Here is an 18,905-nt window from a genome sequence, read left to right as displayed (position 1 = left end):
GAGCGATGCGGGTACGCACATTGGGCAGCACCGGCCCGGCCGTCTCGGCGCTGGGGCTGGGCGCGATGGGCATGTCCGGCGCCTACGGGCCCACCGACCGCGCGGAGAGCGTGGCCACGGTGCGCGCCGCGCTGGACGCGGGCGTGACGCTGATCGACACCGGCGACTTCTACGGCATGGGCCACAACGAGCTGCTGCTCGCGGAGGCGTTGCGCGGCCGGGACCGGGAGGGGTACGTGCTGAGCGTGAAGTTCGGCGTGCTGCGCGGGCCGGGGCCGGAGTTCGGCGGGATCGACTGCCGCCCCGAGGCCGTGAAGAACTTCCTGGCCTACTCGCTGACCCGGCTGGGCACCGACCACGTCGACATCTACCGCCCCGCGCGGCTGGACCCGGCGGTGCCGGTCGAGGAGACCGTCGGCGCGGTCAAGGAGCTGATCGAGGCCGGGTACGTGCGCCATCTCGGCCTCTCGGAGGTCGGCGCGGAGACCGTGCGCCGGGCCCACGCCGTGCACCCGGTGGCCGACCTCCAGATCGAGTACTCGCTGCTCTCCCGGGCGGTGGAGGCGGAAGTCCTGCCTACGCTGCGGGAGTTGGGCATCGGCATGACCGCGTACGGCGTCCTCGGCCGCGGCCTCCTCTCCGGCCACTGGACGGCCGGCCGGGCCCCCGAGCCGGGCGACAGCCGCGCGTTCAGCCCCCGCTTCGCCCGCGGCAACGTCGAGCACAACCTCGCCCTCGTGGACGCCCTGCGCCGCGTCGCCCAGGCCAAGGGCTGCACGGTCGCCCAGCTCGCCCTCGCCTGGGTGTCCGCCCAGGGCGAGGACATCGTCCCCCTGGTGGGCGCCCGCACCCGCCCCCGCCTCACCGAAGCCCTCCCCGCCACATCCCTGACCCTCACCCCGGAAGACCTCCACACCATCGAAACGGCCATCCCCCCGGGCACGGCCCACGGCGACCGCTACCCGCCCGCCCTCATGTCCCAACTGGACGTGGGCAATTGACGGGCCCGGCGCCTGGGCGGGGGGTGACTAGGCGGGTGGCGTAGAGGACCGTGGCCGGGAGCATGGTGAAGGTCTCTCCGGTGGCGAAGCGGAGGCGTCTTGCGCCGCGGGGGAGGGCGGTCATGTCGGTGATGGTGAACGCCTGGCCCGCGATGAGGAGTTGGTCGCCGAGCCGGACGGTGCGGGCGTCCACGGTGACGCCGTGGGCGATGCGGGCGGTCATCCTTGCTCCGTGAGGCGGGCGCCGCGGCTGTCCGCGATGCGGAGGGCGTCGGTGAGGCATTCGGCCAGGCGGCAGGCGGTGAAGCGCAACTCCCGGGCGGTGGCGTTTGGGTCGGCCATCAGGGGGCGGGCGCAGCGCAGGACCTCGGCGCCGGTGGCCAGTTGGGCGGCCTCGATCTCGTCGGCAAGGGCGGCCACGGGACCGTGCGCGCCGTGGGCCGGGAGGTAGGCGGGCCCGCCGTCCCGGCTCGGCCAGGGCAACAGCCGGGCCCCGGCGGGGCGTTCAGCCATGTCCCGCCTCCCGCCCGGCCAGGCGGAGGGCGGCGGCCAGCCGGGCCGGGTCGGACAGGCAGGTGGCGGTCGGCGGGACCAGCCACCGCAGGCTCGCCCCGCCGCTGAAGGCCCCGGCGGTGAAGTGCGGCGGCGGCACGGGCAGCGACCCGTGCCGCAGCACCTCGACGCCGGCCCCCTCCCACGCGTCCGCCGCGCCGGGCCGCACGAGCCAGGTGTAACTGTCCGCGACCTGATCCTCGATCACGGGCCCGGCCTCCGCGCGCAGCCACGCAACGACCCGCTCCCCCACGAACGCGGGCACCCGCGCCCCGTCCCACCAGCGGTGACACGGCAGCGCCACCACGCCCTCGTCTTTGCCCGGCATCCACGCCGGAAGAGGCACGACCATCGCACGCACCCGCTCTCTGTGACGTTCTTCGTACGGACCGTCACAGGATCGCGCGGCGGCAAGGCCCCGGTGTCCCCAGGCTGGTAACAGCCCGGAGGGGTGACGGCGCTTGACCGGCGGACTGCGGGCTGTTAAATGCCGCACCACTGCGCGTAGTCGCGCAGCGGGTCCGGGACGCGGGAGCGGGCGCGGAGGAGGGTGCCCACGGTCTCGTGGACGCCGGGGTGGTAGCGGGTCTGCTGGGGGGCGACCTGGCGGGCTCTCTCCAACGACCGTTGGGCGGCCTCGTGTTGAGCGGTCCACGCCTCGGAGCGGGCGCGGGAGGCCCAGTAGGAGGCGGCGCGTGCCTTCGGGTAGTCCTCGGGGATGCGCAGGCCGCGCGCGATCCTGAGGGCCTCGCCGTGCCGGTCGTGGCCGCTGGCCACCGACATCGTGTGGATGGCCACGTTGGTGGGGCCGAACACCAGGCCGTAGTGAGGGAGTTCGCCGGTGGCCTGGGCGAGCTCGCGGGCCCGGCCCAGCCATTCGGCTGCCGTGTCGGGCACCCCGGCGCGCCGGGCGAGGACGGCGGCTTCCAGGTAGAGCGCGCCGCGCACCGCCCGCGTCGCCGGGGTCCGGTCGTCGTCCAGGTCGCGCAACGCCTGGTGCACCAGCCGGAATCCCTTGTCCGCGCGCGTCGCGTCGCCCAACAGGCGGGCGCGGTCCCAGCGTTCGATGGCGACCTGGCGCGGGTCGCCGGAGTGCGGGGCGGCGGCGGCCATCCGGCCCAGCGCGTGCCGCGCCAGGTCGATGAACCCCAGCCTGCGGGTGGCCACATAGGCCGTGCGGCCCAGTTGCGCCTGGAGCCAGAAGGCGCGCTCCCGGTCGCGGCCCGGCCGCTCGTTCAGCAGCACCGTGGCGTTCACCTCGGCGATCAGGCCGGGCAGCGCCTCGGCGACCTCGAACTGCTGCCCCGCCTCCCGCTTGCCGTCCAGCTCCCGAACGGCGGCCTCAAGCACCGCCAGCGGGCGCGGCGGCGGGTCCCCCTCGCCGGGGCCGATGTCCCAGTCGTCGAGCGAGCCCGCGATCGGGGACAACAGGGCGTCCAACTGGTCCTGTTGCAGCATGTGGATGTACGGCTGCCCGTACAGCACGGACACGCTGACGCTCAGGGCACGGGCGACGCCGGCCACGATCGCGGGGCTCGCGTAGCGCTGCCCGGTCTCGATGCGCGAGAGCTGCGCGGGCGAGACGTGGGCGCGGCGGGCGAGCTCCCGGAGGGTGTACCCCCGGATCAGGCGGACTTCCTTGATGCGTGAGCCGATGCCCTCGACGGGCACGGCGGGGGTGGCAGGGGATGCGGGCACGGTGAACTCCACGTCGCCGTCCTTGCGCTGACTCTTCGCACGGTACTCCTCTCAGCCGTGCGCGATTTCCTACCGAACGGGCAGACGGAGCAACTCCGCGAGACGGGCCGCGATCACCTTCTCGTCCAGGCCCAGGAGCGGCGTGATGCCGAGTCCGTGGGCGGCGGCCAGGTTCTCCTCGCTGTCGTCGATGAACAGGCAGCGTTCGGGCGCCACTTCGAGCTTGTCGAGGACCAGGCGGAAGATCGCGGGGTCGGGCTTGCGCACGCCGTGCTCCGCGGAGAGCACGACCTCGTCGAAGGTGCCGTGCAGGTCGAACCCCGAGTAGGGGTCATACGGTTCGCGGCCGAGGCTGTTGGACAGCACGGCGGTTCTGATCCCGGCGGCCCGTGCCTGCCGGGCCACGCTGATCACTTGGTAGGCCGGGAAGGCATCGTGCAGGTAGCGGGCCATCAGGTTGTCCGGTGCCACGCCCATCAGGGCGGCGAAGCCGCCGTTCCACTCGGTCTGGGTGATCTCGCCCAGCTCCAGCCGCCGGAAGAGCTCCTGCCCGCGCGGGTCGGCCCAGGCACGCAGGAAGGTTCCCCGGGCCAGCCTCTCGCGGTCCTCGAAGGCGGAGATCACGTCGACCATGTTGAAGGTCAGGACTCCGAAGAAGTCGACGATCAGGCCGTCGAACTTCGGCTCCGCAGCAGTCGCCATCCCCAAAGCCTACGAGCCGGGGCGAGGGGTCGGTCGCCGTTCCGGCAACGACGTTTGCCGCAGGGGGAGCGGCGGGCGCACGGTGGTCGGGGAGAGAAGGAGAGGGACGTGGACGCTGAGGCGTGGGAAGCGCGGTATCGGGGGGTGGAGCGGCTGTTCAGTGGGGGTGTGAACGGGGTGCTCGTGGCGGAGGCCGGGGGGTTGGTGCCGGGGCGGGCGCTGGATGTGGGGTGTGGGGAAGGCGGGGACGCGCTGTGGCTGGCGCGGCGGGGGTGGCGGGTGGTGGGGGTGGATGTCTCGGCGACGGCGCTGGAGCGGGCCGCGGCGGCGGGGGAGGACGTTGCGGACCGGGTGGAGTGGCGGCGCGCGGACGTGAAGGAGGCGCGGCCGGAGGAGCGGGCGTTCGATCTCGTGTCGGCGCAGTACCTGCCGCTGGAGCGGGAGGACGGGCACGCCGCGCTGCGCGGGCTGCTGGAGGCCGTCGCGCCCGGCGGGACGCTGCTGTTCGTGGGGCACGACCTGGCCGGGCTGCCGCCGCGCGAGGAGCTGGGCGTCGATCCGCTGGACTACTACCAGCCGGGCGAGGTCGCCGGGCTGCTCGGGGAGGACTGGGCCGTGGAGGTCGACGAGACCCGCCCGCGCACAGCGAAGGCACCGGCCGGGACGCGGCACACGCACGACACCGTGCTGAGGGCCAGGCGCCGCGCGTAACGCCGGGCGTTCAGCCCGTCAGCCACCGCTCCGGCGCGGCGCGGCGGCGGCCGAGGCGGGAGCGTTCGGACTGGGCGGCGACCTCGGCGCGGGCCGTGGGGGCGTCGAGGAGGCGGGCCGTGGCCGTGCCGTTCGCGCCGTGGTCGACGTGGACGTCGGCCAGCCCCAGGCGTTGCTCCCACGGGCCCTGGGTGAGCCGCACGCTCTGGACCTTCGCGTGGGGCACGAACGTGTGGACCCGGCGCAGCCGCCCGCGCCGGGCCACGAACAGGGCCGGGGTGACGCCGTGCCCGTAGCCGACGCGCCAGATGGGGACGGCCCAGCGGGCGCGGCGCGGGGCAGGGCGGACGGCGGCCAGGGCCGCGTCGATGTCGGCCTCGGGGAGGATGCGGGCCAGCACGGCCGCGGCCACCGGGCGGGTGGCGACGGGGAGCAGCAGGCCGCCCTCGTTGCCCGCCCCCGCCACGTCCAGCTCGACGCGCAGCCAGCCGCGCCGCCGCCACAGCAACGGCTCCACGATGCGCACCGCCTGCACCCGGCCGGGCGGGACCGTGGCGTGGTCGCGCTGGAGCAGGCCGTGGTCCAGGCGCAGGCCGTCCGGGGACTCGCTGACCGTCCAGTCGTACTGGGTGAGGAAGCTGCCCAGGCTGCTGCGCCACAGGGCCGCCAGCAGCGGCAGCAGCACGACGACCGCGGCGAACAGGCTGGCCGTTCCGCTCCACATCAGCGGCGCGACGACCGCGGCCGTGCCCAGCGAGAGCCAGCCGCCGCCCAGCAGGGCCAGGCCCAGGGCGAGGGTGCGGGAGTCCACCCGGTACAGCTCGCGGGCCGGGGCCTCGCCGGCCGTCGGCGCGGCCTCGGGGGCGATGCCGGCGGCGCGGGCCAGGAGTTCGGCGCGCAGCTCGCGGGCCTCGTCCTCGCCGAGAAACGCCAGTTCGTCGGCGGACCCGGAGCCGACCACGTCCATCTTGAGCTTGGCCACGCCGACCGCCCGGGCCAGCAGCGGCCGGGTGATGTCGATGGCCTGGATGCGGTCGAGCCGCAGGTGCGCGGTGCGCCGGAACAGCAGCCCGGTGCGGATGCGCAGCTCGGCGTCGGTGACCAGGTAGCGGGTCACGCGCCAGGAGAGCCAGCCGTAGCCGGCGGCACCGAGGAGGAACGCCACGAGCGCGGCGAGCAGCCAGGGCAGCGGCAGGGAGGTGCTCCACTCGCGCAGCTCGGAGGCGTTCTGGGTGGCGATGGCGGCCAGGCCGGCCAGCGGGGCCCAGGCGCGGCGCCAGGGCGTGACGGGGTGGAGCCGCTTGCCCGCCCCGGCGGGGAAGTCGGCCTCCTCGGGCGCCGCGCTCTCCACGGGCCGCCCGCCTACAGGCCCGCCGAGCGGGCCTCGCCCGCCTCGGTGAGCCGGTCGCGGAGACGTTTCGCCTCGGCCGGGGCCAGGCCCGGGATCGCGGCGTCGGTGGCCGCGGCGGCGGTGTGGAGCTGGAGCCTGGCCAGGCCGAAGCGGCGCTCCAGCGGCCCGGAGGTGACCTCGACGAGCTGCATCCGGCCGTAGGGGACGACGGTCAGCTCGCGCCAGAGCACGCCGCGGCTGATCAGCAGGTCATCGGCGCGCTCCAGGTAGCGCCAGGAACGCCAGTTGCGGCCCAGCGCCCACCAGCCCCAGGCGGCCAGCGGCGGCCAGGGAGCGGCGAGGAGCCACCAGACCGGCCCGCCGCCGAGCAGGGGCGGGAGGGCCGCGGCGAGGAGGAGGGGCGGGGTCAGCCAGGCCACGAGCAGCAGGCGGCGCATGCGGAGCAGGCCGCGCCGGACGGGCTGCCAGTCCTCGGCGGAGGGCACGGCGGCGGGCCCGGCGGCAGGTCCGGCGGCGCTCGCGCCGTCGCCCGCGCCGGGCCTCGCGCCGTCCTGCGCGCCGGAGCCCGCTGCGGCGCTCGCGCCGCCCGCCGCGCCGGGCCTCGCGCCGTCGTCCTCGCCGGGCTCCGCGTCCATGCTGTGCAGCTTACGAGGAAGCGCCGCGCGGGGAAGTGTCACACTGGCGCGGCAGGAGGGCGCAGGCGGCACGGCGGCGGAGGCGAGGATGACCGAGACCACCATCGGGGTGGGCGGGGCGGCCGAGAGCACCGACATGGTGCTGAACATCGGCCCGCAGCACCCCGCCACGCACGGCGTGCTGCGGCTGCGGCTGGTGCTGGACGGCGAGGTGATCTCGCGGGCCGAGCCCGTCGTCGGCTACATGCACCGCGGCGCCGAGAAGCTGTTCGAGGCCCGCGACTACCGGCAGATCATCGTGCTGGCGAACCGGCACGACTGGCTGTCGGCCTTCTCCAACGAGCTGGGCGTCGTGCTCGCGGTCGAGCGGATGCTCGGCATGGAGGTCCCCGAGCGCGCCGTGTGGCTGCGCACGCTCCTCGCCGAGCTGAACCGGGTCCTCAACCACCTGATGTTCCTCGGCTCCTACCCCCTGGAGCTGGGCGGGATCACGCCGATCTTCTACGCCTTCACCGAGCGCGAGACCCTCCAGCACGTGATGGAGGAGGTCTCCGGCGGCCGGATGCACTACATGTTCAACCGGGTCGGCGGCCTGAAGGACGAGCTGCCGGCCGGGTGGGCCGGGCGGGCCCGCGAGGCGGTGGCCGCGACGCGCGGCGGCCTGGGGCGGCTGACCGAACTGGTGCTGGGCAACGAGGTCTTCCGCGCGCGGACCCGGAACGTGGGCGTGCTGGACCCGGCGGTCGCGCACGCCTTCGGCGTCTCGGGGCCGATCGCCCGCGCCTCGGGCGTGGACTTCGACCTGCGGCGCGACGAGCCGTACCTGGCGTACGGGGAGCTGGCGGACGTTCTGAAGGTCGTGACGCGGACCGAGGGGGACTGCCTGGCCCGCTTCGAGGTGCTGCTCGACCAGACGGTCAACGCCCTCGACCTGGCCGACGCCTGCCTCGACCGGCTCGCCGAGCTGCCGCCGGGGCCGGTCAACCAGCGGCTGCCCAAGGTACTCAAGGCCCCGGAGGGCGCCACGTACGCGTGGACGGAGAACCCCCTCGGCCTCAACGGCTACTACCTGGTGTCCACGGGTGAGAAGACCCCGTACCGGCTGAAGCTGCGCTCGGCGTCGTTCAACAACATCCAGGCCCTGGGGGAGCTGCTGCCGGGAACGCTGGTGGCGGACATGGTCGCGATCCTCGGGTCGTTCTTCTTCGTGGTCGGGGACATCGACAAGTAGGGAAGAAGAGGCGACAAGTCGACGGAGGCGCGGCGGTCAGGCCGCGTCCGCGTCGGTCAGCGGGTCCGGGATGCCCACCGCGTGGGTCAGCCAGCCGAACGCCCCCAGGCCCGCCGGGTCGGTCAGCTCCCCCGCCTGGCCGGCCGAGGCCAGCGCGCGCAGGTAGCCCGAGGGGTCCGTGCGGGCGCGCTCCAGCGGCGGGCGCTCCCCGCGCACGCCCAGGGCGCGCAGCGCGGCCCGTTGCGTGCGCAGCACGCCCGGTGTCCCGGGGGGCGCCGCGGCGCACGCGTCCCAGGCCACGTGCGCCGTCAGGTCGCAGCTCCCATCCGGCACCGGCCGCACCGCGCGCCCGTCCCGGTACCCGGTCAGCGTGCCCAGGGGCGGGCGGTCCGCGCGGGTGTGTCCGTAGTCGGCGGCCACGGCCAGGCCGCGGGCCAGCGCTCCCACCGCGCCGGCCCAGGCCGCGTCCCGGGGGCGCCCGATCTCGGCGCGCGCTCCCGGCCGCTCCGGCAGCGGCCACCAGCGGCGCAGCCACGCCGCGTCCGTCCCGGCCACGGGCGGTCCTGGCCGTTCGGCGCCCTCCCGGTCCACCAGGACGTAGCGCGGCACCCCGTCCTCGCCGGTCTCCGCCACGTCGAGGGGAACGTTGTCCAGCCACTCGTTGGCGAACAGCAGGCCGGTGACGGAGCCGGGCGGGGGCGGCGCGGAGCGCCAGTCGATCCGCGGGTCCAGGGACGGCGGGCGGGAGGCCCGTTCCACCGCGACCGGGCGGAGGCGGGCGGCCACGGGCGCGGGGAGCGCGGCCAGCACCCCGGCGGCCAGCTCGCCGCGGCCCGCGCCCACGTCCACGAACGCCAGCTCCGGCGGCCGTCCCAGGGCCTCGTCCACCCGGGTCAGCAGGCGCGCGACCGCCTCCGCGAAGAGCGGGGAGGCGTGCACCGAGGTGCGGAAGTGCGCCGCCGGCGCGTGGCGCAGGAAGAAGCCGCCGGGCGCGTACAGGGCTCGCTCGGCCGCCGCCCGCCACCCATCGGCGGGGCCGTCCGCAGAGCCGGAATCCGGGCCGGTCGCGGGCCGGGGCTCGGGGCGCGTCTCGGGCATCGTCCACCTTGAGGAGTAGTTGACCGCTTCACGTATCGGTCCTCTGGCTGACTCCCGGCAAGCACATCACGCCTACTCTGGGTGACGTGAACCGGCTTTACGATTTCCTCCGCCGTCACCCCACGTGGGTCGACGGTAGCTGGGCTTTCGTACTGCTGATCGTCTCCTTCATGAGCATCGCGCTCCCCGAGGCCGAGGGCGGGTACCGGGGCTCCGAGGAGGAGGCGCTGGCCGTATCGGCCCTGCTGTGCGTCGTGGTCGCCCTGCGCCGCCGGTGGCCGGAGGCGATGCTGCTGCTGGCCATAGCCGTGGGCCTCCTCCAGCTCGCGGCGGACATCGAGCCGCTGGCGGCCAACTTCGCCTTCCTCGTCATCACCTTCACCGTGGCCTCCCGCCCCGAGCGCTGGCCCTCCCGCCTCGCGCTGGGCGGCTCCCTGTCCGCCGCCGCCCTGGCCACGCTCCGCTGGCCCGAGGAGGACTCCGAGACGAGCGCCCCCGAGACGGTCGTCGGCATGGTGTTCGCCACCATCGCCTTCTGCTCGGCCTGGGTGCTGGGCGATTCGCTGCGCACCCGCCGCGCTTACTACGCCGAGCTGGAGCAGCGCGCCCGCCGGCTGGAGCAGGAGCGCGAGACGCAGGCCCGGATCGCCGTCGCCGCCGAGCGCGCCCGCATCGCCCGCGAGCTGCACGACGTGGTCGCGCACAACGTCTCCGTCATGGTCGTCCAGGCCGACGGCGCCGCCTACGTGCTGGACACCGCCCCCGAGCAGACCCGCAGCGCCCTGGCCACCATCTCGGGCACCGGCCGCCAGGCCCTGACCGAGATGCGGCGGCTGCTGGGCGTGCTGCGCAGCGCCGACAGCAACGGCACGCCCCCCCGCGACGCCGCGCAGGAGTACGTGCCCCAGCCCGGCGTCGAGCAGCTCGCCGAGCTGGTGGACCAGGTCCGGGACTCCGGCCTGGCCGTCGACTTCCGGATAGACGGCACGCCCCGGCCGCTGCCCAGCGGCGTCGAGCTGACGGCGTACCGCATCGTGCAGGAGGCCCTGACCAACTCCCGCAAGCACGGCGGCCCCGACGTCGGGGCCACCGTCCGGCTGGAGTACGGTCGCGAGGCCCTGACCGTGCTGGCCGAGGACGACGGCCGCGGCGCGCAGCGCGAGCTGTACGAGGAGCGCGGCGCGGACGGCCTGGGCCAGGGCCTGATCGGGATGCGGGAGCGGGTCGGGATGGTGGGCGGGGTCCTGGTGGCCGGGCCGCGCCCCGGCGGAGGCTTCCGGATCGCGGCCACCCTGCCCCTGCCCGCCCACGACTGACGCGCCGCACGCCCAACGCCCCACGCCCGCCGCCGGGAACGCCCGGCACCGCCCGCCGGGAACGCCCGGCACCGCCCGCCCAGACCGCCGCACCCGCCCACCCGAGCCGAGGGGAACCCCATGCCAGCCATCCGCGTCATGCTCGTCGACGACCAGGTCCTGCTGCGGACCGGCTTCCGGATGGTGCTCGCCGCCCAGCCGGACATGGAGGTCGCCGCCGAGGCCGGCGACGGCCTGGAGGCCCTGGAGGTGCTGCGCTCCACCTCCATCGACGTCGTCCTGATGGACGTGCGCATGCCGCGCCTGGACGGCGTGGAGACCACCCGCCGCATCTGCCAGGAGGGCGAGGGCGGCCCCGGCGACCCCAAGGTGCTCATCCTGACCACCTTCGACCTCGACGAGTACGCCTTCAGCGGCCTGAAGGCCGGCGCCGCCGGGTTCATGCTCAAGGACGTGCCGCCCGACGAGCTGCTGGGCGCCATCCGCGCCGTCCACAGCGGCGACGCCGTCGTCGCCCCCTCCACCACCCGCCGCCTGCTGGACCGCTTCGTCACGCTGCTGCCCACGCCCGACGCCTCCGCCCACCCCGAGCTGGACCTGCTGACCGACCGCGAGCGGGAGGTGCTGACCCTGATCGCCCAGGGCCTGTCCAACGGCGAGATCGCCCAGCGCCTCTTCGTCTCCGAGGCCACCGTCAAGACCCACGTCGGCCGCATCCTCGCCAAGCTGAACCTCCGCGACCGCGTGCAGGCCGTCGTTCTCGCCTACGAAACGGGCCTGGTCCGCGCCGGGGAGCGGTAGCGGGCGCCCGAGCGCCCCGGCCCGGGGTGCCGTCCGTCACCGCGCCGGACCGCGGGCCGCCGTAGCATGGTCGGCGTCCGGTACCCCGACTGCCGCGGGACCGGAACGCTGACGAAAGAGGCCCCGCCCGCCGTGAACGCCGCCGCTCCCCCGCCGCCGAGCACCGAGGCGCAGGCCCGTCCCGCGCGCCTGCGGGTCGGCGTGGTCGGGTCGGGCCGTGTCGGGCCCGCGCTGGCCGCCGCCCTGCGCATCGCCGGCCACCGGCCGGTGGCCGCCTCCGGCGTCTCCGACGCCTCCCGCCGCCGCGCCGAGGCGCTGCTGCCGGGCGTTCCGCTGGTCACCCCTCAGGAGGTGCTGGAGCGCGCGGACCTGGTGCTGCTGACCGTGCCCGACGACGCGCTGCCCGGCCTGGTCGCGGGCCTGGCCGGAACGGGCGCCGTCCGCCCCGGCCAACTGCTGGCGCACTGCTCGGGCCGCTTCGGAACGGCCGTGCTGGACCCCGCGCTCCGGGCCGGCGGGCTGCCGATGGCCCTGCACCCGGTGATGACGTTCACCGGCACGCCCGTGGACGTGCAGCGCCTGGCGGGCTGCTCCTTCGGTGTGACCGCCCCGGCCGAGCTGCGGCTGGCCGCCGAGGCGCTGGTCATCGAGATGGGCGGCGAGCCCGAGTGGATCGAGGAGCGCGCCCGCCCGCTCTACCACGCCGCCCTCGCGCTGGGCGCCAACCACCTGGTCACCCTCGTCGCCCAGGCCATGGAGCTGCTGGCCACGGCGGGGGTCGGCGCCCCCGACCGGATGCTCGGCCCGCTGCTGGGCGCCGCTTTGGACAACGCCCTGCGCTCGGGCGACGCCGCCCTGACCGGCCCGGTGGCGCGCGGGGACGCCGGGACGGTGGCCGCGCACCTCGCGGAGCTGCGGACGCACGCCCCCCACGCACTGGCCGGCTACCTGGCCATGGCCCGCACCACCGCCGACCGCGCACTGGACCACGGCCTGCTGCGGCCCGAGCTGGCCGAGGCGCTGCTGGGCGTCCTGGCCGACGGCGGCCGACCCCAGGACGGGCCCGCGGGCGGCCCGGAAGCAGGAGGCACCCCATGACAACCCCGGCCGTGGTGCGCAGCGCCGCCGAGCTGGCGCGGGAGGGCTCCCCGGGCAAGCGGCGCGCGGTGGTGATGACGATGGGCGCCCTGCACGAGGGGCACGCCTCCCTGGTCCGGGCCGCCCGCGCCCACGCGGGGCCCGGCGGGCAGGTCGTCGTGACCGTCTACGTCAACCCGCTCCAGTTCGGCGCCGGCGAGGACTTCGACCGTTACCCCCGCACGCTGGAGGCGGACCTGAAGGTCGCCGCGGCGGCCGGGGCCGACGTGGTCTTCGCGCCCACGGACGCCGAGATGTACCCGGCCGGGGAGCCGCTGGTGCGGATCGCCGCCGGGCCGCTGGGCGAGCGCTTCGAAGGCGCGGTGCGGCCGGGCCACTTCGACGGGATGCTCACGGTCGTCGCCAAGCTGCTGCACCTCACGCGGCCCGAGGACGCGTTCTTCGGCGAGAAGGACGCCCAGCAGCTCGCACTGATCCGGCGGATGGCCCGGGACCTGAACTTCCCCGTCACGATCCACGGCGTGCCCACCGTGCGCGAGAGCGACGGCCTGGCGCTCTCCAGCCGCAACCGCTACCTCTCCGCGCCGGAGCGCGCCACGGCGCTCGCGCTCTCGCGCGCGCTGTTCGCCGGACGGGAGGCCGCCGCCGCGCCCGGGGCGGGGCCCGCCGCCGTCCGCGCCGCCGCCGCGGCTGTTCTCGACTCCGCGACGCGCCTGGACCCGCCGCTGGTCCCCGACTACCTCGCCCTGGTGGAGCCCGGCGGCTTCGCCGAGGTCCCCGAGTCGCACGCCGGGGAGGCCGTCCTGGCCGTCGCCGCCCGCGTCGGCTCCACCCGCCTGATCGACAACCTCCGCCTCACCCTGGGAGGCGCCGCATGACCGCGCCGATAGCCGCACCCGCCCCGATAGGCGCGCCGGTGCGCCTGCCCCTGCCCGCCGCGCTGCCCGCGCCGCCGCCCGGCTGGTTCCTGGACGCCGACGTGGTCGTCGTCGGCTCCGGCGTGGCCGGGCTGACCGCCGCCCTGCGCTGCGCCGCCGCCGGCCGCCGCACCGTCATCGTCACCAAGGCCCGCATCGACGACGGCTCCACCCGCTGGGCCCAGGGCGGCATCGCCGCCGCGCTCGGCGAGGACGACACCCCCGAGGGGCACCTGGCCGACACCCTCGTCGCCGGGGCCGGGGTCTGCGACGAGGAGGCCGTGCGCGCTCTGGTCACCGAGGGCCCGGACGCCGTGCGGCGGCTGATCGCGCTGGGCGCCCGCTTCGACACCGGGGCCGACGGCCGCATCTCCCTGACCCGCGAGGGCGGCCACCACCGCCGCCGCATCGCGCACGCCGGGGGCGACGCCACCGGCGCGGAGATCTCCCGCGCCCTGGCCGCCGCCGTCCGCGCCGCCGGGATAGAGACGGTGGAGGGCGCCCTCGCCCTCGACCTGCTCAAGGACGCCTCGGGCCGCGCCGCCGGCGTCACCCTCCACGTCATGGGTGAGGGCCGCCACGACGGCGTCGGCGCCGTCCGCGCCCCCGCCGTCGTGCTGGCCACCGGCGGCATGGGCCAGGTCTTCGCCGCCACCACCAACCCCTCCGTCTCCACCGGCGACGGCGTGGCCCTGGCGCTGCGCGCCGGGGCGGAGGTCTCCGACCTGGAGTTCGTGCAGTTCCACCCGACCGTGCTGTGGCTGGGGCCCGAGGCCGAGGGCCAGCAGCCGCTGATCTCCGAGGCCGTGCGCGGCGAGGGTGCCCACCTCGTGGACGCCGAGGGCGTGCGGTTCATGACCGGGCAGCACGAGCTGGCCGAGCTGGCCCCCCGCGACATCGTCGCCAAGGCCATCACCCGCCGGATGCACGAGCAGGGCGTTCCCCACATGTACCTGGACGCACGGCACTTCGGCGCGGCGATGTGGGAGGAGCGTTTCCCCACCATCCTCGCCGCCTGCCGCGCCCACGGCATCGACCCGGTCAACCAGCCGATTCCGGTCTCCCCGGCCGCGCACTACGCCTCCGGCGGCGTCCGCACCGACCTCTCCGGCCGCACCACCATCCCGGGCCTGTACGCCTGCGGCGAGGTCGCGTGCACCGGCGTGCACGGCGCGAACCGCCTGGCCTCCAACTCCCTTCTGGAGGGCCTGGTCTTCGCCGAACGCATCGCCGCGGCCGTCGAGCGGGACGTGCCCGCCGGGACCGCCCCGGCCGTTGCCGCCCCCGGACCCGCGTCGGGGCCGCTGCCGCCCCCCGAGGCCCGCGCCGCCCTCCAGCGCGCGATGACCGAGGGCGCCGGGGTGCTGCGCTCCGCCGCCGGGCTGGCCGCGACCGCCGCCGCCCTCGACGCCCTGACCGGCGGCGAGGACCGCAAGCCGGCCGAGCCGGGCGCCGACACCTGGGAGACGGCTAACCTGCATCTCGTTGCCCGGGTTCTGGTCACCGCCGCCCAGCTCCGCACGGAGACGCGCGGCTGTCACTGGCGCGAGGACCACCCCGGGCGGGACGATGCCCACTGGCGGCGCCACCTCGTCGTCACCCTGCACCCCGCCGGGCCCGACGGCTCGGTGCTCACCCCCCGCACCACCGACACCACCGCGTTCCAGGAGACCCCGCGACCGTGACCAGCCCCGACACCTCCCGCGCCCAGTCCGTCGACCTCACGCTGCTGCCCATCGGCACCCGCCCGGACGCGGAGCCGGCGGCCGGCGGCTGCGGCGACGGCTGCGGCTGCGGCGGAGGGGCCGAGGGCGAGTACGACCCGCTGGAGTGCGGCCTGGACCCGGGCCTGGCCACGCTGCTGGCCGAGGCCGGGCTCGACCCCGTGCAGGTGGAGGACATCGCGCACCTCGCCGTCGAGGAGGACCTCGACCACGGCACCGACGTCACCACCGTGGCCACCGTCCCCGAGGACGCCGTCGCCACGGCCGACTTCACCTCCCGCGCGGCCGGCACCGTCGCCGGGCTGCACGTGGCCGAGGCCGTTCTCTCGCTGGTGTGCACCGAGGACTTCGAGGTGGAGCGCCACGTCGCGGACGGCGACCGCGTGGAGGCCGGGCAGGTGCTCCTGACCGTCACCGCCCGCACCCGCGAGCTGCTGACCGCCGAGCGCTCCGCGCTCAACCTGCTGTGCCACCTCTCCGGCATCGCCACCGCCACCCGCGCCTGGGCCGACGCCCTGGCCGGCACCCGCACCCGCGTCCGCGACACCCGCAAGACAACGCCCGGCCTGCGCGCGCTGGAGAAGTACGCCGTGCGCTGCGGCGGCGGCGTCAACCACCGCATGTCCCTCTCGGACGCCGCGCTGATCAAGGACAACCACGTGCTGGCGGCCGGCGGCGTGGCCGAGGCGTTCCGCCGGGTCCGCGAGGAGTTCCCCGGCGTGCCCGTGGAGGTCGAGGTGGACCGGCTCGACCAGCTCGAAGCGGTGCTCGCCGAGGGCGCCGACCTGGTCCTGCTGGACAACTTCACCCCGGAGCTGACCCGGCAGGCCGTCGCCCTGGCCGCCGGCCGCGCCACCCTGGAGTCCTCCGGCGGCCTCACCCTCGACACCGCCCGCGCCTACGCCGAGGCCGGGGTCGACTACGTGGCGGTCGGCGCGCTCACCCACTCCGCCCCGATCCTCGACATCGGGCTCGACCTCCGCCCCGAGAGGCGCGACTGACCATGCTGCTCACTATCGACGTCGGCAACACCCACACCGTCCTCGGCCTCTTCGACGGCGAGGAGATCGTGGAGCACTGGCGGATCTCCACGGAGGCCCGCCGCACCGCCGACGAGCTGGCCGTCCTGCTCCAGGGCCTGATGGGCATGCACCCGCTGCTCGGCGACGAGCTGGGCGACGGCATCGACGGCATCGCCATCTGCTCGACGGTGCCCTCGGTCCTGCACGAGCTGCGCGAGGTCACCCGCCGCTACTACGGGGACATCCCGGCCGTGCTGGTCGAGCCGGGCGTCAAGACGGGCGTTCCGATCCTGACCGACAACCCCAAGGAGGTCGGCGCGGACCGGATCATCAACGCCGTCGCCGCCGTGGAGCTGTACGGCGGGCCGTGCATCGTGGTCGACTTCGGCACCGCGACGACCTACGACGCGGTCTCCGCGCGGGGCGAGTACGCGGGCGGGGCCATCGCCCCCGGCATCGAGATCTCCGTCGAGGCCCTGGGCCTGCGCGGGGCGCAGCTCCGGAAGGTCGAGCTGGCCCGGCCGCGCCACGTCATCGGCAAGAACACGGTGGAGTCGATGCAGTCCGGCATCCTCTACGGCTTCGCCGGGCAGGTGGACGGCATGGTCGAGCGGATGTCGCGCGAGCTGGCCGACGACCCGGACGACGTGACGGTGATCGCGACGGGCGGCCTGGCGCCGATGGTGCTGCGCGAGTCCACGGTGATCGACGAGCACGAGCCGTGGCTGACGCTGGTGGGCCTGCGCCTGGTGTACGAGCGGAACATCTCGCGTTCTTGAGCGGGTCCTGGACACCATTCCTGAACACGCCGCACTCGGGCGAATAGCGGGTCAATTGTCGTCTTAGCACTTAATGTCGGCCCATGGTCACGTCGCACGCGTCCAACGGTTCCCAGGGCTCCCCGACCCCCGCAGGCGACGGGGAGGAGAACGCCGAGCAGCAGCGGCCCCCGCGCCCCGGCTCCGGCCCGCGCCCCGGCTCCGGCCCGCGCCCCGGCTCCGGCCCGCGCCCGGTCCCCACGCCGGCCGAGGTCTTCCCGCCGCACCGCAAGCGCCCGGCGGCGGCCCCGCGCCCGCCCGGGCGCCCCGGCGAGGGTGAGGGCGAGGGCACCGAGGGCGGTCGGTAGGCTGTCGGACGGTGCGGGGTCCGTTCCCCGCCCGCTTCCCCCAGGAGGCCGATCGCCGTGGACTACCTCGCCGCGCTGTTCCCCCCGCTCGTGATGGCCGTCGCCTTCACCTGGCTGATCGTGACGATCGTCCGCTCCCAGGGCGGCGCCAACAAGTACAAGGAAGACGCCGCAGTCGACGCGGCCCTGGCCGCCCGCGACCACGCGCCGACGCCGCGCAACGACTGACGCCTGCGCGGCCCTCCGGCCGCCTCTCGCGGGGCCGGGCCGGCCCCGGGCCCGCCCGGCGCGGCACTGCCCCTGCGGGGGCTGGACGTTCCCGGCGGCGCCGCCGGGCTGCCTCGCCTGCGGCGCGCCTCGGCCGGACCGCGCTCGGGCGACGCGGCAAGCCGGCCGAGGCCCGCAGGCCGCGCCCGCCTTGACGGTTTCCGGCCCCGCGCGGCCGGCCGGGTCGCGCACGGCACCACTCCGAGGGGCCCACCCCGGCCCCCGGCGCTCCCGGGCGCGGCGCCGGACCGACGCTCGCGGCCGGGCCGCGTGAGCCGGGACTGTCGGCCTCCGGCCCCAGGCCGGACGTTCCCCGGCGTGCGGCCGGGCCGCATCCGCTCGGGGTTCGGGCCGCTCCGAGGCCGTCGGCCTCGGCCCTCGGCCGGGCCGTGCGAGGCGTCGCCCCGGCGGAGCCCGCGGTCCGGGGTGCGCCGGGCCGGGCGTTCGCCGGAGGTGCCCGAAGGGGGCGCGGGTCCGGGCAGGGCCCGGGAACGGGGCGGCCGGGGCCGTCGAGGGGGTGCGGGCCCGGGCGGCGCGCGTCACTCGGGTGCGGCGTCCCACGCGTCCGGTTTGTCACTGCGCGGCTATTCTTCCTCGTGTGCCCCGGCCATTGGGAGACCTGGAAGACGCGGTGATGACCCGCGTATGGGAGTGGAACCGGCCCGTCACCGTTCGGGAAGTTCTCGAAGATCTGCGCCAGGAGCGTTCGATCGCCTATACCACGGTCATGACCGTACTTGACAACCTGCATCAGAAGGGCTGGGTCCGCCGCGAGCAGGAGGGCCGGGCCTATCGGTATGCGGCGGTCTCGACGCGGGCCGCGTACTCCGCCGCTTTGATGAATGACGCCTGGGACCGGAGCGACAACCCTGCCGCCGCCCTGGTCGCTTTCTTCGGCATGATGTCGCCCGAGCAGACCGAGGCATTGCGCGGCGCGCTGCGGGTGGTCGATGTCGCCGGCGTACAGGTCACCGCCCCCGAAGGCGAAGGCGAAGCCGCACAGCGATAGCCTCTCGGGTTGTGTCGGAAACCTCTACGGAAGTCACTGTCCGCCGCGCCAGGACTACGGATGTCGCGGCCGTCCGCCGGCTGATCGACGCCTACTCGCGGGACGGCATCCTGCTCGACAAGGCGACCGTGACGCTTTACGAGGACATTCAGGAGTTCTGGGTGGCCGAGCGGGATCACGACGCACGGGTCGTGGCCTGCGGCGCACTGCACGTGATGTGGGAGGACCTGGCCGAGGTGCGCACCCTTGCGGTGGACCCGCTGCTGAGGGGGCAGGGGGTGGGGCACAGGGTGCTGCGGAAGCTGCTCCAGACCGCCCGCTGGCTCGGCGTCCGGCGCATTTTCTGCCTGACCTTCGAAGTGGAGTTCTTCGCCCGGCACGGCTTCACCGAGATCGGTGACGCCCCCGTGGATGGCGATGTCTACAGCGAGCTGCTGCGTTCCTATGACGAGGGTGTGGCCGAGTTCCTGGGCCTGGAACGCGTGAAGCCCAACACTTTGGGTAACAGCCGCATGCTCCTCCATCTGTGATTGACGCGATAGCAGGGCGATATGTCCGAATCGTCCCACCGTGTCTTATCGGATGCCCAATAATCGGCCGCCCGGGGTTTGTGTTTTTCCGGCACTGGCGGTTTCATTGCATCCGC

22 protein-coding genes are annotated in these 18,905 nt (G+C 75.4%); 14 read left to right on the top strand and 8 right to left on the bottom strand.

All coding sequences use genetic code 11. The features are described from left to right. Positions 1-5 precede the first annotated feature (5 nt). Positions 6-1,001 carry an aldo/keto reductase gene (locus RM780_RS18620; RefSeq protein WP_311631909.1) on the top strand — a complete coding sequence of 332 codons (996 nt, stop codon included), beginning with the start codon at positions 6-8 and terminating at the stop codon, positions 999-1,001. Here the strand turns inward: RM780_RS18620 and RM780_RS18615 are convergent. From RM780_RS18615 to RM780_RS18595, 5 genes are all read right to left on the bottom strand, one after another. Beyond that, a complete protein-coding gene (locus tag RM780_RS18615; RefSeq protein WP_311631908.1) occupies positions 973-1,224 on the bottom strand; it encodes a hypothetical protein in 252 nt (83 codons plus the stop codon). The genes RM780_RS18620 and RM780_RS18615 overlap by 29 nt on opposite strands. Next, positions 1,221-1,514 (bottom strand): hypothetical protein, encoded by a 294-nt coding sequence (locus RM780_RS18610; protein ID WP_311631907.1) that lies wholly within the window; start codon positions 1,512-1,514, stop codon positions 1,221-1,223. The genes RM780_RS18615 and RM780_RS18610 overlap by 4 nt, the downstream gene beginning before the upstream one ends. Beyond that, positions 1,507-1,881: a hypothetical protein gene (locus RM780_RS18605; RefSeq protein WP_311631906.1), complete on the bottom strand. Its 375-nt coding sequence runs from the start codon at positions 1,879-1,881 to the stop codon at positions 1,507-1,509. The genes RM780_RS18610 and RM780_RS18605 overlap by 8 nt, the downstream gene beginning before the upstream one ends. Before the next feature lie 155 nt (positions 1,882-2,036). Next, positions 2,037-3,251, bottom strand: a complete 1,215-nt coding sequence (locus RM780_RS18600; protein WP_311631905.1) for a helix-turn-helix domain-containing protein — start codon at positions 3,249-3,251, stop codon at positions 2,037-2,039. 69 nt (positions 3,252-3,320) lie between these two features. Next, positions 3,321-3,953, bottom strand: coding sequence for an HAD-IA family hydrolase (locus tag RM780_RS18595; protein WP_311631904.1), 633 nt, complete (start codon positions 3,951-3,953; stop codon positions 3,321-3,323). 108 nt (positions 3,954-4,061) lie between these two features. Here RM780_RS18595 and RM780_RS18590 point away from each other — a divergent pair, with 108 nt between their 5' ends. Then, positions 4,062-4,664 carry a class I SAM-dependent methyltransferase gene (locus tag RM780_RS18590; protein WP_311631903.1) on the top strand — a complete coding sequence of 201 codons (603 nt, stop codon included), beginning with the start codon at positions 4,062-4,064 and terminating at the stop codon, positions 4,662-4,664. Positions 4,665-4,674: 10 nt separating this feature from the next. Here RM780_RS18590 and RM780_RS18585 read toward each other — a convergent pair whose 3' ends face one another. Both RM780_RS18585 and RM780_RS18580 read right to left on the bottom strand, forming a co-directional pair. Further along, complete coding sequence (locus RM780_RS18585; protein ID WP_311631902.1) at positions 4,675-6,015, bottom strand: PH domain-containing protein; 1,341 nt, start codon at positions 6,013-6,015, stop codon at positions 4,675-4,677. A gap of 11 nt (positions 6,016-6,026) precedes the next feature. Beyond that, a complete protein-coding gene (locus RM780_RS18580) occupies positions 6,027-6,650 on the bottom strand; it encodes a PH domain-containing protein (RefSeq protein WP_311631901.1) in 624 nt (207 codons plus the stop codon). Between the two features lie 88 nt (positions 6,651-6,738). On the opposite strand from RM780_RS18580, the gene RM780_RS18575 reads away from it, so the two are divergent. Then, positions 6,739-7,881, top strand: coding sequence for an NADH-quinone oxidoreductase subunit D (locus RM780_RS18575; RefSeq protein WP_311631900.1), 1,143 nt, complete (start codon positions 6,739-6,741; stop codon positions 7,879-7,881). A gap of 36 nt (positions 7,882-7,917) precedes the next feature. Here RM780_RS18575 and RM780_RS18570 read toward each other — a convergent pair whose 3' ends face one another. Beyond that, positions 7,918-8,979: an SAM-dependent methyltransferase gene (locus RM780_RS18570; RefSeq protein ID WP_311631899.1), complete on the bottom strand. Its 1,062-nt coding sequence runs from the start codon at positions 8,977-8,979 to the stop codon at positions 7,918-7,920. Between the two features lie 86 nt (positions 8,980-9,065). On the opposite strand from RM780_RS18570, the gene RM780_RS18565 reads away from it, so the two are divergent. From RM780_RS18565 to RM780_RS18515, 11 genes are all read left to right on the top strand, one after another. Beyond that, on the top strand, positions 9,066-10,295 hold the full coding sequence (locus RM780_RS18565; protein WP_311631898.1) for a DUF7134 domain-containing protein: 1,230 nt from the start codon (positions 9,066-9,068) through the stop codon (positions 10,293-10,295). A 120-nt stretch (positions 10,296-10,415) separates the two neighbouring features. Then, positions 10,416-11,096: a response regulator transcription factor gene (locus tag RM780_RS18560; RefSeq protein ID WP_311631897.1), complete on the top strand. Its 681-nt coding sequence runs from the start codon at positions 10,416-10,418 to the stop codon at positions 11,094-11,096. A 132-nt stretch (positions 11,097-11,228) separates the two neighbouring features. Next, a complete protein-coding gene (locus RM780_RS18555) occupies positions 11,229-12,194 on the top strand; it encodes a Rossmann-like and DUF2520 domain-containing protein (protein ID WP_311631896.1) in 966 nt (321 codons plus the stop codon). Further along, entirely contained in the window at positions 12,191-13,072 is an 882-nt protein-coding gene (gene panC / locus RM780_RS18550) for a pantoate--beta-alanine ligase (protein ID WP_311631895.1), read from the top strand. Before RM780_RS18555 ends, panC begins: the two co-directional genes overlap by 4 nt. Further along, on the top strand, positions 13,069-14,796 hold the full coding sequence (locus RM780_RS18545; protein ID WP_311631894.1) for an L-aspartate oxidase: 1,728 nt from the start codon (positions 13,069-13,071) through the stop codon (positions 14,794-14,796). Before panC ends, RM780_RS18545 begins: the two co-directional genes overlap by 4 nt. Before the next feature lie 41 nt (positions 14,797-14,837). Then, a complete protein-coding gene (nadC, locus tag RM780_RS18540) occupies positions 14,838-15,836 on the top strand; it encodes a carboxylating nicotinate-nucleotide diphosphorylase (RefSeq protein WP_394813011.1) in 999 nt (332 codons plus the stop codon). Positions 15,837-15,838: 2 nt separating this feature from the next. Beyond that, positions 15,839-16,636 carry a type III pantothenate kinase gene (locus RM780_RS18535; RefSeq protein WP_311631892.1) on the top strand — a complete coding sequence of 266 codons (798 nt, stop codon included), beginning with the start codon at positions 15,839-15,841 and terminating at the stop codon, positions 16,634-16,636. 83 nt (positions 16,637-16,719) lie between these two features. Beyond that, positions 16,720-16,983 (top strand): hypothetical protein, encoded by a 264-nt coding sequence (locus RM780_RS18530; RefSeq protein WP_311631891.1) that lies wholly within the window; start codon positions 16,720-16,722, stop codon positions 16,981-16,983. A gap of 57 nt (positions 16,984-17,040) precedes the next feature. Beyond that, positions 17,041-17,211, top strand: a complete 171-nt coding sequence (locus RM780_RS18525) for a hypothetical protein (protein WP_311631890.1) — start codon at positions 17,041-17,043, stop codon at positions 17,209-17,211. A gap of 637 nt (positions 17,212-17,848) precedes the next feature. After that, positions 17,849-18,259 (top strand): BlaI/MecI/CopY family transcriptional regulator, encoded by a 411-nt coding sequence (locus RM780_RS18520; protein WP_311631889.1) that lies wholly within the window; start codon positions 17,849-17,851, stop codon positions 18,257-18,259. A gap of 11 nt (positions 18,260-18,270) precedes the next feature. Beyond that, positions 18,271-18,789, top strand: a complete 519-nt coding sequence (locus tag RM780_RS18515; protein WP_311631888.1) for an amino-acid N-acetyltransferase — start codon at positions 18,271-18,273, stop codon at positions 18,787-18,789. Positions 18,790-18,905: the final 116 nt, after the last annotated feature.

The sequence above is a fragment of the Streptomyces boetiae genome, from assembly GCF_031845405.1.
Lineage (GTDB): Bacteria > Actinomycetota > Actinomycetes > Streptomycetales > Streptomycetaceae > Streptomyces > Streptomyces boetiae.
The sequence above is the reverse complement of the archived record's forward strand: the minus strand, read 5'-3'. Positions and strand labels throughout refer to the sequence as shown.